The organism is Acinetobacter sp. YH12249, from assembly GCF_013417475.1.
Lineage (GTDB): Bacteria > Pseudomonadota > Gammaproteobacteria > Pseudomonadales > Moraxellaceae > Acinetobacter.
The window spans coordinates 255,490-272,552 of the sequence record NZ_VPDX01000001.1; the positions used below are offsets into that span (position 1 = coordinate 255,490).

At 43.6% G+C, this 17,063-nt stretch carries 15 protein-coding genes; 6 read left to right on the plus strand and 9 right to left on the minus strand.

What is annotated here, in order from left to right:
• Positions 1-60: 60 nt before the first annotated feature.
• The 7 genes from FTV25_RS01205 to FTV25_RS01235 all read right to left on the minus strand — a co-directional run bounded on the left by FTV25_RS01205 (position 61) and on the right by FTV25_RS01235 (position 8,033).
• Positions 61-390: a chaperone modulator CbpM gene (locus tag FTV25_RS01205; protein ID WP_004781729.1), complete on the minus strand. Its 330-nt coding sequence runs from the start codon at positions 388-390 to the stop codon at positions 61-63.
• A gap of 511 nt (positions 391-901) precedes the next feature.
• Positions 902-1,363 carry a DUF2147 domain-containing protein gene (locus FTV25_RS01210; protein ID WP_180002540.1) on the minus strand — a complete coding sequence of 154 codons (462 nt, stop codon included), beginning with the start codon at positions 1,361-1,363 and terminating at the stop codon, positions 902-904.
• Between the two features lie 187 nt (positions 1,364-1,550).
• The gene (locus FTV25_RS01215; RefSeq protein WP_180002548.1) at positions 1,551-2,012 is read right to left on the minus strand and encodes a DUF2147 domain-containing protein; all 462 of its coding nucleotides are present in this window, start codon (positions 2,010-2,012) and stop codon (positions 1,551-1,553) included.
• A gap of 278 nt (positions 2,013-2,290) precedes the next feature.
• Positions 2,291-2,740 carry a DUF2147 domain-containing protein gene (locus tag FTV25_RS01220; protein ID WP_180002541.1) on the minus strand — a complete coding sequence of 150 codons (450 nt, stop codon included), beginning with the start codon at positions 2,738-2,740 and terminating at the stop codon, positions 2,291-2,293.
• Between the two features lie 214 nt (positions 2,741-2,954).
• Positions 2,955-3,830 (minus strand): Hsp33 family molecular chaperone HslO, encoded by an 876-nt coding sequence (hslO, locus tag FTV25_RS01225; RefSeq protein WP_159123419.1) that lies wholly within the window; start codon positions 3,828-3,830, stop codon positions 2,955-2,957.
• Between the two features lie 50 nt (positions 3,831-3,880).
• Positions 3,881-5,737, minus strand: a complete 1,857-nt coding sequence (locus FTV25_RS01230; RefSeq protein ID WP_180002542.1) for a cation:proton antiporter — start codon at positions 5,735-5,737, stop codon at positions 3,881-3,883.
• Between the two features lie 73 nt (positions 5,738-5,810).
• On the minus strand, positions 5,811-8,033 hold the full coding sequence (locus FTV25_RS01235; RefSeq protein WP_180002543.1) for a primosomal protein N': 2,223 nt from the start codon (positions 8,031-8,033) through the stop codon (positions 5,811-5,813).
• 149 nt (positions 8,034-8,182) lie between these two features.
• Here FTV25_RS01235 and gspF point away from each other — a divergent pair, with 149 nt between their 5' ends.
• From gspF to FTV25_RS01250, 3 genes are all read left to right on the plus strand, one after another.
• A complete protein-coding gene (gspF, locus tag FTV25_RS01240) occupies positions 8,183-9,388 on the plus strand; it encodes a type II secretion system inner membrane protein GspF (protein WP_125278818.1) in 1,206 nt (401 codons plus the stop codon).
• Between the two features lie 70 nt (positions 9,389-9,458).
• The gene (gene gspG / locus FTV25_RS01245; RefSeq protein ID WP_005232473.1) at positions 9,459-9,956 is read left to right on the plus strand and encodes a type II secretion system major pseudopilin GspG; all 498 of its coding nucleotides are present in this window, start codon (positions 9,459-9,461) and stop codon (positions 9,954-9,956) included.
• Positions 9,957-10,240: 284 nt separating this feature from the next.
• Positions 10,241-10,576, plus strand: a complete 336-nt coding sequence (locus tag FTV25_RS01250) for a hypothetical protein (RefSeq protein WP_034705833.1) — start codon at positions 10,241-10,243, stop codon at positions 10,574-10,576.
• Positions 10,577-10,657: 81 nt separating this feature from the next.
• Here the strand turns inward: FTV25_RS01250 and lnt are convergent, their stop codons facing one another.
• On the minus strand, positions 10,658-12,217 hold the full coding sequence (gene lnt / locus FTV25_RS01255; protein ID WP_180002544.1) for an apolipoprotein N-acyltransferase: 1,560 nt from the start codon (positions 12,215-12,217) through the stop codon (positions 10,658-10,660).
• Positions 12,214-13,053, minus strand: a complete 840-nt coding sequence (locus tag FTV25_RS01260; RefSeq protein ID WP_218947769.1) for an HlyC/CorC family transporter — start codon at positions 13,051-13,053, stop codon at positions 12,214-12,216. Before FTV25_RS01260 ends, lnt begins: the two co-directional genes overlap by 4 nt.
• A gap of 201 nt (positions 13,054-13,254) precedes the next feature.
• Between FTV25_RS01260 and tusA the strand changes: the two genes are divergently transcribed.
• The 3 genes from tusA (at position 13,255) to FTV25_RS01275 (ending at position 16,939) form a co-directional block, all read left to right on the plus strand.
• Positions 13,255-13,515: a sulfurtransferase TusA gene (gene tusA, locus FTV25_RS01265; RefSeq protein WP_004781744.1), complete on the plus strand. Its 261-nt coding sequence runs from the start codon at positions 13,255-13,257 to the stop codon at positions 13,513-13,515.
• A gap of 245 nt (positions 13,516-13,760) precedes the next feature.
• On the plus strand, positions 13,761-16,550 hold the full coding sequence (locus tag FTV25_RS01270) for a type VI secretion system Vgr family protein (RefSeq protein WP_180002545.1): 2,790 nt from the start codon (positions 13,761-13,763) through the stop codon (positions 16,548-16,550).
• The gene (locus FTV25_RS01275; protein ID WP_257218920.1) at positions 16,547-16,939 is read left to right on the plus strand and encodes a hypothetical protein; all 393 of its coding nucleotides are present in this window, start codon (positions 16,547-16,549) and stop codon (positions 16,937-16,939) included. Before FTV25_RS01270 ends, FTV25_RS01275 begins: the two co-directional genes overlap by 4 nt.
• Positions 16,940-17,063 lie beyond the last annotated feature (124 nt).

Genomic DNA, 17,063 nt, shown 5'->3' on the forward strand with positions numbered 1-17,063 from the left:
AAGCAAAATATGCCCTAGTCCGCATTGATCTAACTCAAGCAGACCGGACATTAAAAGGCATTACTTGAAATGCAGATGTTTCACCTCACGACGTAATTCCTGCACTTCATCAATGAGATCCAGCATCATGGCAACGGCACTAAAGGAAGCATCAAAATCACGCTGCAAACGGTAAGCCCGTTGTGCTCGAGTAATATCTTCCCCGAGGAAGGTACCAGGATGCGTTTTAGAACGGTTCGGCAAAATTCCATGTTCAATGAGTTGCATCACCCATTCCGGACTCTGGCCACATGCTTCAGAAAAGTGGAACAAATCAAAGGTACGATCATCCATGATTTCAGAGGGGATATAACCGTTGGAAAAGTTTTCTCTATATTGAATTGTAGTCATAGCTCTACTCCTTAAACAGCCAGGCTTGAGACATTCAGAAAGGAAGGTCGTCCTGAAGTAGGGGAATGCCATAATATTTTATGGCCGCTGCGCTGTGCCCTAACGGTATGGGATGCTAGTTGAACCAGCATCCTGCCTAGAAGAGGAACTCCTATCCTATGGAAATCCTGCTTGAACCTGAACAGCTCAGTCTGAGCAGGGAAACAAAGATCTAGGCGGGCATCTGTTTTTATAGTTTTATCTGTCATTTGCAAACCATCCGCTGTTTGCAACACACATTTACCCATGCCTATGAATTGAGGAATACATGTCGCATGAATACTCCGTTTCAGAGTCCTTAGCAGATTGAATTGCAGCTGAAGATAGATCATTGTGTGAATAAAAAATAACCGTCTTCAATTCATTATTATGAGTTTGCGCTAAGGGAAACAGTTTTTATTTGTACTTAATTGTTTCAAATCATAACCATTAAAAAAGCCCCTGAAACAGGGGCATGGAAAACTGACAAAAATTAGTATTTTATCCAGGTCACACTGCGTCCGATAACCGAAACGCCTACATAACCACGCAGGGTCAGGCGTTTGCCATTGGCGCTTAAACGTGCTTTACCTTTGTAAACTTTACCGCTGATTGGATCAAGTATCTTGCCATCATGGAATTCGCGAGGTTTTTTGGGGTCTGCCTTAAAATCCCAGATAAATGGCAAGCCAATAAATGGTTTATTCTTAAGCTGTCCTGGACATTTGCTACAGATTCCCAGTCTTTCTGCACCTGGCAGGCTACGGGTTTCTACGATAATTCCCTCATAGCTGCCATCTGGTTTTTTACGGATTTCGACATCAGCACGAGAATAACCGGATTGATCATCGATAGTCTTCCATTTCCCCAGTAGTGGATCTTCAGAAGCAAAGCTTAAACCTGCTGCTGTTGCCAATGTGATCCCCATCATTAAGCGACTTAAAATTTTCTTCATAACATGCCTGTTGATCAATGATTATTCGTATTAGATTTATTACTCTAATTTATTCATAAAATGTAACGAAATCAATAGCACAAAATGTGATGAGATTGGCATAAAATTAATGAATTCATGTGAATTATCACATGACCTAAAATAAAAAAGCTCCTAAGGAGCTTTTATTAATACTCTGAATTCGAAACTAGTTTTTAATCCAGGTCATATTGCGTCCGACCGGTGCACCTTCAGCACGACTATGAATGGCAAGATGCCTGCCATTATTTTTCAGGCGGGCATGAGCCTGATAAAGCTGACCAGAAACCGGGTCGAGCAGAGTGCCGTTAATAAATTCATTGCTATGCTCGGGATGACTACTCAGTCCCTTAAGCATCGTCAGTCCAATGAGCGGCTGATCCTTCAATGCGCCTTTGCATAGGGTGCAAGTCTGCTGTCGAGCTGCCCCTGGAATCTCACGAACATGCACAATTTTGGCAATATAGCGATCCTGAGCATCTTTACTAATCACCACATCTGCCAGGGAATAACCAGTACGGTCATCAATGGTTTTCCAGTGGCCAAGTAATGGGTCACTGTTGGCGAAAGCAGATAGACTGATGGTGCTTGCTGCTGTAAGAATGATAGAACAAAGCAGTTTGAATCTCATTGCCACATTACCCCATGCTATTGAAAATATATTTAACTTCTTAAAGGCATAAAAAAATTATGGGATTAATATAGCGTGAAAAATACACTAAATACCAGTCAATAATCACATTAAATTAAGAAAAATGAATATGAGTTAAAAATTACGTTCATTCAGCATGATGAGAATGAGTAAGTATTTACGTGATAAGGAATGGGATAAAGATAATGATTTTAAGCTGTCCAAGCCTTTGATCTGGCCAGACAGCTTACAGATGAGAATTTATAAAAACATGAGATTTACTCGACTTTCACCCAAGACACTGTACGTCCGAGCATGGGTGTACCTACATAGCCACGAAGCGTTAGCACATTGCCTCGGGAATTCAGCGTTGCCTTACTTTTATAGATATTGCCGGTTAGTGGATCGAGAATTGAACCATTAACGAATTCATTTTTCTTTTCTGGATTTGGTTTTAGACCTGATAAGACAGATAGACCCAGAATAGGTACGTCTTTCAGTGCCCCCTTACATTTAGAGCAATGGGTATGTGCAGGACGATTTGGAATGGCATGGATACGAACAACTTTACCCTGATAAGTACCATCATTGAGTTTACTGATTTCAACATCAGCACGCGCATAGCCCGTTTTGTCATCAATGGCTTTCCATGTCCCCGTGATTTCGGCTGCATAGCTGAAGCTCTGCGCAGCACATAACATCACACCCATTAAATATCGAAATTTCATTTAAAATCTTCCACTTATTTTTTTGATTTTTTTACTTTGAAAATACCGTTGATCTTCTGATTCTATCGGTGTGCAAATTTTAATCATGTGGCAAGCTTGAAATTAAGTACATTTGTCTTTTTATATGAGAAATTTTGGTCAATATTTTATGAAAATATAAAATGAAAAAAGCACTCAATATTGAGTGCTTTTTTGAGCCGAACAGGGGCGGTTATTAACTGAGGTGTTCACCAAACAGGCTCAAAGCTTCTTCAGCCGTAAAGATATAACGGCTATTACAGAACTGACAGTCCATCTCAATTGGATTCTGGAATTCTAAAGTTTCACGAACCGATTCTACACCAATCTGCTGTAAGGCAATCGCACAACGTTCTTTAGAACAGGTACAGCCAAACTGCAAATGTTCTACTTCTGGTAAGCGCACTTCTTCTTCGTTATATAAACGATAGAGAATTTCATTGGCATCCAGAGTGACCAGTTCTTCTGTTTTTAATGTTTCAGTCAGCATGGTCAGACGTGGCCATAAGTCTTCATCGACACGGCGTTGTTCTTCTTCACTGTTACGCGGTAGCAGTTGAATCAGCAAACCACCTGCACGATTGTTATCACTGGCCAGCACGATACGTGTCGGAATCTGGGCAGACAGGTCATAATATTGCATCAGACAGCCAGCCAGATTTTCCTGATCAAGCGGAACAATACCTTGATAACGTTCACCAAATTCAGGCTCGATATTGATAAACAGCACTGGATTAGTCAGTGATTTTAAAACTGTGCTGCTATCTTCTGCTGCCTGAAAGTGTGGATCTTCTTCGTAATCCGCCAGTGCACGTACTTCACCGCGATGGTTACATTCAGCCATTGCCCATTTAAATGTGCCTGAAGCCTGAATTTGCAGGCTGATACGCCCTTTAATTTTCAGGGTACTGGCCAATAGTGCAGTGGCACTCAGCATTTCACCTAACAGGATTTTTACTGCAGGCGCATAGTCACGCTGGGCCAAAATTGTTTGTAAAGCTTCTTCAAGATGCACCACTTCACCACGAACAGGGCTATCTTCAATAAAAAAGCGTTGGCGTAAATCAGACATAAAATTCTCCATAACCCTGCTTTAATGGTGGCATTATTGTAAAACACAAGTTATGCCAGATCATCTCTTATGGCATCAATTCCTGAAGCGTTGTTGTCCTGTTGCGTGTCCGTATCCTGTTCTGGTGCTTTTTTTAGCTGATCCTGAGCAAGAAGATGCTCCAGTTCTGCCAGTGTATTCCTTGAGCCTGCGAAATTAAACGGACTCTCCGTATCCGGATGAAATTGACGATTGAGCAGTTTCTGATCATGAGTATGAAACTCATGGATCTTTTGTTGCGCCTGTTCTTCAGACAGTCCGCTCAGCTGAACTAGCAGACACTGACTTAGTTCTAGTGCAGAAGCATAGGTTTCTCGCCAGATTCGTTCCACGCCCAGCTCCTGAAGTAGATGGACATGATGCCGGTTACGTGCCCGTACCCATAAAGACATGTCAGGATAATTTAAGCGCAGATGTCGGACGGTCAGCAGTGAATCTTCAATATCATCAATGGCGACAATCACATGCTGAACCGTATCCAGATGTGCCTGAGCTAAAGCCTCTGGCTCAGTCGCATTGGCCTGATAGAAGGTAATACCGTAAGAGGTCAGCAATTCAGTTGCTTCGATATTGCTGTCCATTACACTGAATTTTTGCTGCTGTTGCAGCAAAATACGGGCAATGATCTGGCCAAAACGGCCAAAACCGATTAATAAAATTGGTGCGGTATTTGGTGGAAGGCTTTCAATGTCAAAGGTCGCTGCCAAATGATTTTGCCGATCCAGTCGTGGCAGAATCTGGTTATGCAATAACCAGTAAAATGCCGGTGTGAGTAGCATGGATAAACTTGCCATCCACATCAATGGGGAGAGCAGGGTTGGAGTAACGATCTGCTGCGAAAGCGCAATGATGAGTGCCAGAAAAGCGAACTCACCACTTTGTGCCACACTGGCGGCCAGTAGCGTACTGTTGCGCCAACTATGCTGATAATAACGTGCCAATCCTAAGGTAATCGCAAATTTAATCAGGATCAGCGAAAGTGTTCCGGCAATAATCAATACGGGTTGCGTCAGCACATCGGCAAACTGCAATGACATGCCCAGACTGATAAAAGCCAACCCAATCAATAAACCGCTAAAAGGCTGCAGACTCTTTTCAATCGAAATCCGGAAATCAGAATCTGCCAGTAACATACCGGAAAATAATGCTGCCAGGTACAGATTCAGTCCCAGCGTATCCATCAGGACTAGTAAGCCCAAGAAAATGACAATGGTAACAATGCTATGCAATTCATGACGACCACTTTTGGCAATCCAGCGATAGAGCGGCTGCATGAAATAGCGGTTACATAGAAATAAGCCAGTAAAGGTAGCCATCATGGCAGCAAAATAAGCTATGCCATGTTCTGTTGAACTGACCCCAGCAAAAAGCGGAATCGCTGCAATGATAGGAATTGCAATCAGTGCATGAATCAGGGTGTTGGCATAAGCGGATTGACCATAACTGGTCGCCAGTTGTTGCTGATTATTTAAAAACTGGGTCACCAACGTCATGGCAGAGAGGCTGCCGGCCAGTCCGATGACAATGCTGGAAACCAGATGCTGATCGAGAAAGAACCAGGCCAGCAGGCTCAAAATCAGGGCCGTGCTCAGTACCTGTAAAATGGCCATAAACCACAGGGGTTGCCCAAGCTGAAGAATTCGTTGTGGTCTGAGTTGCAGACCAATCCAGAACATTAGGGCCAACAGGCTGATTTGAATAAAAGTCTGCATCACCTCAGGAGCAGAGATCAGCGCTAAGGCACTCGACCCAATGATTAAACCTGTCAGTAAATAGCCCAGCACTGTTGGCAGTCTGAGTTTATGGCTCAGTGGCACCATGAACAGTGCAATCGCCAGAACCAGCGCTATTTGTAACAGTATCGACATTTTTCCGCCTTAAATTTTATTTTCATCCAGTCTTAAAGTTGAGCCTTTATCAAATGAAGATGGTCTCAATATTTTAGCTGAGTTCTTGTGGATCGATATCCAGTGTCAGCTTCATATTGGATGGCTTATCCTGTAACAGGTTTTGCCACCAGCTACGGACATAATAATGCAAACGGGCACGGTCTGCGGACAATAGCACCATATGGGATTGATAGCGTCCGGCTTTGCGTTCCATCGGGGCAGGAATGGGACCCCAGATGTCCAGCACCAGATCGGGATATTGCCTGAGCAGGGCAGCATGTTTCTGTAAGAATTCGGTATTTTGTGCCTGATCTTTGGATTCACAGCGAATCAGCACGGCATAACGAAAAGGAGGCATCTGGGCGATTTGCCGTTCGGTCAAAGTCTGCTTGGCAAAAGCGCGGTAATTTTCAGTGACTAAGGTATTCAGCAGCGCATGATCAGGTCTTAGGGTCTGTAAATATACATCCCCTTTATGTTCCCCACGTCCTGCACGTCCTGCGACCTGTACGATCAATTGTGCTGTACGTTCTGTGGCCCGGAAATCAACGCTAAGAAGACCGGAATCGATATCTAAAATCGCGACTAACGTGACATAAGGGAAATGATGGCCTTTGGCCAGCATCTGCGTGCCGAGCAGAATTGCAGGCTCGCTTTTTTGAATCTTGTCATAGATCTTTTGCCAACTACCCACCCGGCTGGTTGAGTCGCGATCGACCCGGATCACTTCAGAATCTGGAAAAAGCTCATTCAGATGTTCTTCAACTTTTCCAGTCCCCATCCCTAAAGTAGCCAGCTCCTGATGCTGACATTGCGGACACTGTTCAGGCATACGATGAATGGTGCCACAATGATGACAATGCAGATGCTGATAAGGTTGCCGGTGCACAGTGAAATTGGCATCACAATTCGGACACTGCGCCTGCCAACCACAACTGCCACAAATCAGTACGGGCGCATAACCACGACGATTTAGGAAAATGAGTACCTGTTCTTTTTTAGCCAGGCGCTTTTTGATTTCTTCAATCAGATGCAGGCTGATGCCATGCTGCTTTGGTGCCACTTTTAAATCCAGAATATGGATTTTTGGCATTAGTGCTGTACCCGCGCGTTGATTCAGTTCCAGCACCTGCATTTTACCTTGCTGCACTAGTGCATAACTGTCAATGCTGGGGGTGGCCGAACCCAAGAGGACTGGACATTGCTGTAAATGTCCCCGGTACAATGCCACATCACGGGCATGATAGCGAAAGCCTTCCTGCTGTTTAAAAGACAGGTCATGCTCTTCATCCAGAATGATCAAACCCAGATTAGGCATCGGTGTATAAATCGCAGAACGGGTGCCAAGCACAATGGACGCTTTACCGGTTTCAGCGGCTTGCCAGGCTTGTAAGCGTTTACTGTCATTCAGGCCAGAGTGAAGCAGAGCAATATGACAATGGAAACGAGACTGAAAGCGGCTAATCGTTTGTGGCGTCAGTCCGATTTCAGGCACCAGTACCAGTACCTGCTTGCCCTGTTTAAGTACCTGTTCCATGATCTGAAGATAGACTTCAGTTTTGCCGCTGCCAGTCAGGCCATCGAGTAAAAAGGCCTGATATTGCTTGCGGTATTTCAGCACTTGCTGAATGGCATGCTTTTGTTCCGGATTGGCCGTTAATGGCATCTGGGCCAGTTGTACAGGTTGCGGGCTAAAATCCTGTGCTTCCAGGACACATTCGCAAATTCCTTTTTTTTCGAGCGCTTTTAAAGTCGCTGTTTCTATTCCGGCCAGATTTAAGAGATTCTCAGTTGTTCCCACCGGATGTAGTTTTAGAATCCGATAGGCTTCCTGTTGCCTCTCGGAACGCCGAACCTTGGCTTCAGCCTCATGATCCAGCAATTTCCAGTTTCGGGCCAGCAGATTATACGGTTTGCCCTGACGCAATAAGGTCGGCAAGGCAGTCTGGATCACTTCCCCGATAGGGAACTGGTAATACTGCGCTGACCAGGTCAATACACTTAAAACTTGAGAGTCTATAATGGCACGGTCATCTAAAAGCTCGGTAATGGCTTTCAGTTTGAAACTGGGATCAATCGGAGCATCTAGCGGTAATTTTTCAGTAATCACGCCGACCAGATTTTGCCGGCCAAAAGAAACCGCGACTCGGGCACCCACTTCTGCCTGCTGATATTGTTCCTGACTCAAGCTATAGTCAAAACAGTCAAACAGATGCACCGGCACTGCAACACGAACACGATAAATAGGGGCAGTAACGGGAACAGAATTTGGCATAGTAACAGAGTGGGTCCTGATGAAATTTCGTCGTGCTCAAAGTTCAGTTATGTTAGAGTGAGCAGATAATTTATATTGAAGAATATGAATGATTTTGATGGTCTGACGCAACAGCGTTAAGCAAAATTTTGGAAAATTAGAGCATTACAATGCCTGCATATCAGTTTACTGCGCTTGACGCTTCAGGGAAGCAGCAAAAAGGCGTGCTTGAGGGGGATTCAGCACGACAAATCCGGCAACAGCTTCGGGATCAGGCGCTGATTCCGGTCTCTGTAGATCCGGTTGAGAAAAAAGACCAGCACTACCGTCGCAAATGGTTTGAAAAAAGCATTACTGCTTATGATTTGGCTCTTATGACCCGACAACTCTCGGTACTGGTCGCTGCCGCAATTCCGCTGGAAGAAGCTATTCGCGCCGTCGGCAAGCAGAGCGAAAAAGTTCATGTGCAAAATCTGCTGATGTCAGTACGTTCTAAAGTGCTGGAAGGACATAGCTTGGCTCAGGCGCTACAACAGTCTGGACGTTTTCCAGAGCTGTATATTGCCACCATTGCGGCTGGTGAACGTTCTGGTCACTTGGACCTGATTCTGGATCAGTTAGCTGACTATACCGAAAACCGCTTCGCCATGCAGAAAAAGATTCAAGGGGCGATGATCTATCCGATTATTTTGCTCTTGATGTCTTTTGCAATTGTGATGGGTCTAATGACCTATGTGGTACCGGATATCGTCAAGACCTTTGATCAAAGCAAAGATGCCTTGCCGTGGATTACAGTGACTTTAATGAAAGCCAGCGATTTTATCCGGATCGCCTGGCCATTTTTGTTGATAGGGAGTGCGGCAGGTATTTTTCTGCTGGTACGTTTTTTAAGAACGACCGCTGGGCATTATGCTTTTGATCGCCTGACTCTGAAACTACCTTTATTCGGAAAATTATCACGTGGCATTAATGCTGCCCGTTTTGCCAGTACTCTATCGATTCTGACTCAGTCTGGTGTGCCATTGGTGGATGCCTTACGCATCGGGGCAGCGGTAAGTAATAACTGGGTGATCCGGGATTCGGTTAATTTGGCTGCTGAAAAAGTCACTGAAGGCGGGAACTTGGCTACCCAGCTGGAACGTAGTGGTTATTTCCCCCCGATGATGGTACAAATGATCAAAAGTGGTGAAGCCTCGGGGGAGCTGGATCGTATGCTGGAACGGGCATCGACCATGCAGGATCGGGAAGTGACCACACTGATTTCGACATTACTTGCGCTTCTGGAGCCGCTGATGCTGGTACTCATGGCCAGTATTGTGCTGGTAATTGTGATCGCAGTGATGCTGCCAATCGTCAATATGAATAATATGATTTAAATAACATGTGTAACGTCTACAAAGAATTGAAAGTGCCTGAAACTTTCTAAAGATGAATGAGAGATATTGAATGAAAAGGAATCCAAATCAAGCCATAGACCCTTCAACTACAGCTGTTGAACCTACCGTACGTGTGAGCCAGTTACGTGCACATCGTGCCTCAGGTTTTACCCTGATTGAAGTAATGGTGGTTATTGTTATTCTCGGTGTGCTTGCGGCCCTAATTGTTCCAAATGTAATGGGACGCGGTGAAAAGGCTAAAGTGGATACCACAGTCATCAAATTGCAGAGTATTGCGGGTTCACTGGATCAATATAAGCTGGACAATGGCAAATATCCAAGCATGCAGGAAGGTGGTCTGGATGCGCTGGTAAATCAGCCGGCAACAGCGAAGAACTGGCTCCCAGGCGGCTATGTGAAAGGTGGTTATCCAAAAGACAGCTGGGATAATGACCTGCAATACGTGATTCCGGGAACTAACGGCCGTGCCTTCGACTTGTATTCTTTTGGTGCTGATGGACAGGCGGGTGGCGAAGGAACTGATGCTGATATTTATTACCAACCTTAACTGATAATTATTATAAATTAGTAGGTTATTGAATATATCACTTCACTTGATTGATTGTTTCAATATTGGGTGAAGTGATAATAACTCTCAATCATAAAATATAATATAAATAACTGAATTTAATGCTATTACTATAATATTGATGATTTGATAGTTATAATAAGAATTATTCCCATATTTATCTATTACAATTATCGTAAAATGTGAATAAATATAGACTTTCTATTTACAAAAAATAGCTCATAATATTCTTAATGGCCCTTTTTTAGCCAAAGGAGAATGGTATGAAAGCATTAATATTGTCGGATGAAATAAACCAGTTTCATTGGTCGATGCTGAAATCTGTTCTTTTGGTTTTAAGCATTCTTCCAGCCAGCCAAGGAATTTTGCATTTATGGCAGACCACTGAAGGCAGCAGCCAGATTATGGTGGGTTTCTTTGCCATTAGCATGATGAGTACCTTATTCGTACTATGCTTCTGGTCAGCATTAAAAGCATCTGTCGTGCAGTTTAAACAAGAACAGGCTTCTGCATTTGAAAACGGTATTGTACAAATCTATCGTTATATTCCAATGTTGTCACTGGCGAGCATGTTGTCTTATCTGGTGATCCAGTTTTAATAACATATAGATAAAAAACCGAGGCATGAACCTCGGTTTTTTTATAGCTCCTCCTTTTTAAAAGAGGGACTTTTGAGAGAATTATCTTCTCGACTTAAAGCTGATATCCACCTTACGTGGGCGGAAGCGCCAACCCAGTAATAATAACAATACGGAGAAAATCAGCACTGGCCAATCGCTGAGTTTCATGTAAAGCGTTTCACCCTGCATGGCGGGTAACTCACCGCGGAGTATAGCTTCTTTATCCATAGGTGCACGTTTCACAATATGGCCATTGTGGTCGATGAACGCAGTTACCCCAGTATTGGTAGCACGAATAAACCAGCGACCATTTTCCTTGGCCCGCATTTGTACCATCTGTAAATGTTGCTGTGGACCGGCAGTGCCAGTAAACCAGGCATCATTAGATACGGTCACCAGAAAATCGCTTTGGCTGGCATTACGACGAGTCAGGTTTGGATAAGCCACTTCATAGCAAATCGCTGCACCTAAAGGATGGTTTTTCACATTTAATGGTTTCTGGATATCCGCGCCACGCGAGAAACCACTCACCGAAGGGTCGTTTTGTAGAGCTGGAAGTACCCAACTGAGTGCACCAGAGAGTGGAATATATTCTCCAAAAGGCACCAGACGCTGCTTCTTATAAAGTCCACTCGACTCATCACCGGTCGCCATAATGCTATTGTAGTATTTTGGCGTGCCTACTTCCTGTGACTCAGCCAGATCCCAGAACGGAATACCTGTGACCCAAGCTGTTCCAGATTTTTCTGCCTGAACTTTCATGGCCTCCAAGAAAGGCTCGATGTCGGTCTGGAACATCGGAATCGAAGATTCTGGCCAGACAATTAGGTCACGTCCCCATTCAGTCTTGCTCAGATTGGCATAGATCAGCAGAGTTTTTACCTGATATTCAGTTAACCATTTCAGGTCCTGAGGAATATTGCCCTGGATCAGAGAAACGGTGAGCGGCTTTTCATTTTTTTCTTGCACGAAAGTCAGTTGTGCAGCACCCCAGGCACCCAATAACAAGAGTGCAGAAGGCACGATCCAGAAGACCCGTTTACTTAAGATTTCAACCAGCGCACAGGCCAGAACAATCACTACAAAGGACACCCCAAATACACCAAATAAAGGCGCATAGGCATCCAGATAAAGCTCAGTAAAAGCATAACCTGCAAAGAGCCATGGGAAACCGGTAAATACCCAGGTTTTGGCCCATTCAAAGATCACCCAAAGTGGGGCGAAGGTAAGGGGTGTTTCCGGGAAAAAGCGACGATAAATAAAAGTCTGAAGCGCAGTAAACAGTCCCATGACAATCGCCATGATCAGGATCATGATTACGCTCAGGAAAGCACTGGTATCGCCATACACATGAATAGAGGTATAGAGCCAGAATGCACCCACAAACCACAATCCAATCCCATAAGCCCAGCCAATCCCAAAGGCCTGTTTCGCACTACGACCACGGACGCAAGCATACAGTAAGGCAGGAGAGAGAATCGCCAGCCACCAGTAATGATAAGGTGCCAGTGCCAGGCTAAAAATAGCGCCGGCAAATAAGGCAATCAATACAGGATAAATTAAGGCTAGCTGCTTTTGCTGCTGGGCTGGATTTAATAGCTTATCGAAATATGCTCTCATTGGCGCACAGCTCGAATTAAACGAATAGAACGTGAATCTGCCTCAAGAATGGTAAATTGCCAGTTTTCCAGTTCAATCGTCTGACCTTCCAAATCATTTACCAGACCAATTTCTTGTAATAACAAACCGCCCATGGTTTCAACTTCATCATCGGAGAAATTGGCATCTAGCATATTGTTAAAATGCTCAATTGGCGTCAGCGCTTGTACTACCCAGGTATTGGCTGTCTTCGGGTCTTGATCCGGAACAATATATTGTGCTTCTTCATCCGCAATATCATGTTCGTCTTCAATTTCACCCACAATTTCTTCGAGAATATCTTCTAATGTCACCAGGCCTGAAGTTGTACCGTACTCATCAATCACTACCGCAATATGAGTCTGGGTATTTTTCAGCATACGTAGAACCTGATCCGAACGCGCACTTTCCGGCACAAACAGCGGCTGACGCATCAAGGCACGAATATCGACTTTGGCAGAAGGCTCGGTCAGGAAAGGAAGCAGATCTTTGGCCAGTAAAATACCAACTACATTATCCGGTTGATCCGATGAGAACACAGGGAATCGCGAATGCGCAGATTCAACTAAAACATGCAGAATTTCGAGAAGTTGGTCATCTTCCTGCAAGCTAATCATGGACGTTCTTGGCGTCATGACTTCACGAATTTTGGTGGCTGGCAGATCCAATACGCCTTCCAGCATTGCAACAGTATCGGGTTCTAAAAATCGACGTGAATCTTGTACTAATTTTAGCAGTTCGTCGCGAGTTTCGGGTGCAGTTCCCAGCCATTTACGTAAGCCGCGCATACCCCACGACGGGCCTGATTCCTCGTGCATGATCTTTCCTAAAGACTCTTAATATCTAAAAAAACGTGATTTTATCATACCGCAGAAAATACGCTTGTCTATTGTAATTATGCTGCGCAGACTTGATCGCGCGGGTCAGTATGGTTTTGTGAATTGGTTCAAAGCGCGGGCTGCAATGCGATAGCCGCTTTATGCTAAAATAAGGCTGATCTTGAATTCCTGAGTCTGTCGATGTCTGAAGCTGAAATTACGCCAAGCCTGCAATTGAATACCCGTGGATTACGCTGCCCTGAGCCAGTGATGATGTTGCATCAAGCCATCCGTAAGTCTAAAGCTGGTGATGTAGTTGAAGTTTTTGCTACGGATAATTCAACTTCCTGGGATATTCCAAAATTTTGTATGCACCTTGGCCATGAACTGCTACTCCAAGAGGAGCGTCTGGATGAAAATGGCAATAAAGAGTTCCATTATCTGGTAAAAAAAGGCGGTTAAAAGATTTTTTTGGGCAGATGAGTGATTCATTTGCCCATATTTTTGAAAGATTAAAATGAAAAGAAAGCTATTTTTTTGAATAGTTGATCTGCTTGAAATTCCTGATTTTCAGAAAATAAAAATTTTGATATTCAAGCCTCTTCCAGAATTACAGTGATGAATCGGAACCATGGCCAGACCAATGAATCTAGGCTGGATATAAATAATTCACTATAATGCCGCAAAAATATTTATAACAATTAAAAATGATAAAAAATCATATCGCTCAAGTATTAGAGCAATTGGGTCTTAGCGCACAGAAGCGTGCTTTGCTTGTTCAGTTTTCCCATCAAAAACTTAATTCTGAAGTTTTTCTGCAACGTATTGATGGCCAACATGTCCTGAATCAGGGACTAAAGATTGAGCTGATTTGTGTGTCGACTAATGCCTTGATTCCCCTTAAGGAATTTATTGGAATTCAAGTAGCGATAGATCAGGTCACGGATCAAGGACAGTTATTTCGCAGTTCCGGAATTATTACTGCAGCAACTCAGGGACAGAGTGATGGTGCATTAGTGCTTTATAAACTCACCCTGGAAGATGCAACGTCGCTATGGCATAAACGCCGTAATAGTCGTGTGTTCATGGACAAGAGTGTCCGGGAGATTACTGAAATCTTATTCAAAGAATGGCAGCGTAAGAGTCCATTATTTGCGGCTGCACTCAAGCTGGATTTATCCGGTTTGCAGCAAACTTATGATGTGCGTCCTTTTACTATGCAGTTGAATGAAAGCGACTATGACTTTTTAACCCGTTTATGGCGTAGTGAGGGGATTAACTGGCTGATTGATGAGTCTGAGCTTATAGTTGTGCATTCATCTGCAGCGATTGCAGCGCAAAAGCTTAGATTAATTGATGACAATAGCTACTACCAAGCTTTAAGCCGCAGAGCGATCCGTTTCCATCGTTCCAGTGCGACTGAACAAGAAGATAGCATGACCAGTTTTATTGCAGAACGGCAGTTGCAGCCGACCGCTGTACATATCCAGCGCTGGCATGCCGGTCGCTTGAATCAGGAAGAAGGCATAGGTTCAGTACAAAGCAAGCACCAGCAGAGTCAGGTTCAGGATAATGCCAGCCTGGCATTGGAACAAGGCTGGAACATCAGTCCGGCATGGATCACTGATCTCAGGCATGCAGATCAGGCAACTCTAGCCTCGGATGCACAAATCGAGAAAATAAACCAAAATTTGCAGCATTTCTATGATGCACAGGCCAAACAATTTTTAGCAACATCCACGGTACGTGATGCCCAAGTGGGTTACTGGTTTCGGCTGGATCAGCATCCTGAAATTGACCAGCATCCAGCAGTAGATAAAGAATTTTTAATCATCTCTAGGAAATTTTATAACCAAAATAATTTGCCTAAAGACTTAAATGAGCAGGTTCATGCTTTAATTCAGCAAAGCTGTTGGCAGATGACAGAATCCAAGGACGCAGGTGAGCGTCAGGCCAACCAGCTAGTCTTGCAACGTCGCCATATTCACTTGGTTCCTGAGTATCAACCTTTATTGCAGCGGCCACAGGCCTATCCGCAATGCGCCAAGGTAGTCGGGCCAGAAGATGAAGAAATTTATGTGGATGAATGGGGGCGGATCAAAATCCGTTTTCTGTTCACTCGTTCGGATGACCATGCTCACGATGGTGGTGCAGGCAGCAATGACAGTGATACAGATTCAGCCTGGGTAGATGTTCTGACCCCGTGGGCAGGTATAGGTTATGGGGTCCGTTTCTTGCCATGCATTGGTGAAATTGTGGTCGTCGACTTTTTCGACGGCAATATTGATCGGCCTTTTGTGGTAGGTCGGATTCATGAAGGCCAACGTTCTCCGACGAAGTTTGATCAAAAAGGACAACTACCAGACACCAAAAAACTCAGTGGTATTCGCTCGCAAGAAGTACAGGGGCAAGGCTTTAACCAGTTACGTTTTGATGATACGACTGGCCAGATCAGTATACAGTTACATAGTAGTCAAGCTGCCAGTCAGCTCAATCTGGGTAACTTGAGTCATCCGAAAGAACAGGCTGAAAGTGAAGGACGGGGTGAAGGTTTTGAACTTAGAACTGACCAATGGGGTGCAGTCCGTGCAGGTAAAGGGTTATTGATTTCGGCTCATAAACAGCAAGCCGCAGACGGTTCACATATGGATGCTGAACCAGCGAAAAGCCAGCTTGAATCAGGCTTGCAGATGAGCCAGGCGCTAAGTGATGTTGCTAAAAACCAGCAAACTGATCCGCTTGAAATCTTTGAAAATTTAAAAAGCTTTATTGAGAAAATTGAACAGCAAGATCAAGACAAGGCAGCTGCCTTTAAACAGGCAATTATGATTCTGACAGCACCAAAATCCATTGCGCTGAGTACCCAGCAGGATATTCATTTGTCTGCGGAGGGTCAAATTAGCCACCAGTCAGCGGACAGTATTAATTTAAGTTCGCAGAAAAATATTATTGGGCATGCCTCTTCTAAAGTTAGTCTGTTTGCAGCCCAACAAGGCTTAAGAGCTTATGCCGCAAAAGGCAAAGTTGAACTACAGGCGCAAAATGATGGGATGGATATTATTGCACGCAAAGGTATCAAAACTATCTCCACTGAAGATCAGATCGAAATTACAGCAGCGAAGGAAATTGTTTTAACTGCGGGCGGTTCTCAAGTTGAGATCAGTAGTGCCGGAATTTTGCCGATGACGGGTGGTCAGTTTGAGATGAAGGCAGGGCAGCATCAATTTTTATCAGGAGAAAAGGTAATGCATGATATTCCCTATCTTCCTGCCTCACATAATAGTTCCTATATTTTAGAGTTCGATGTGCGACATAAAATAAACAATAAATTATTAGAAAGCTCTCCAATTTTTAGTCTTATTGATTCTAAGGGGAATGTACGAACAGGAGAGGTTCCCAAAGATGGAATTATTAGAATTACCTCAAAAAATAAGGAAGAAAAATATACGGTTATGGTGCATAAATATGATGCAGAGATATCGGAGTTAGAAGAATGACTTATACGGCTCGTTTAAAAGTATCCTGTGATAATAAAGACCTTTTATCAAAATTAAGCTATACCTTACTAAATACGACAACTCAAAAAAGTTATGGAGGAAAAATTGATCCGAATGGTTGTACCAAAATCTATAGTTGCAATAAATTAGATTTAATCTTTGTAGAGTTAATTTTAAATAATTCAAAAATTGCCAGAGTGCGTGTTCCCGCACTAGAAAATGGCGAATTTAATAAATCGATATATAAATTAAAATCAACTACAGGTACAACAAAACAAGCAGAATCAAATAAAGTACCTGTTAAAGTTAAAAATGAATTAGAAATAGCACTTGAAGCCTTACATGGTACAGCACTTTACTTTAGTAATAACTTTTTAGATCATGATTGAATAGCCACCGATTTTGTAGACACCTTTTAGTTAGATAAAATGGCTAATTAACGAGGTGCTTATGAGCAGTAAACGATACCCTGAAGAATTCAAAATTGAAGCAGTAAAACAAGTCACTGAGAAA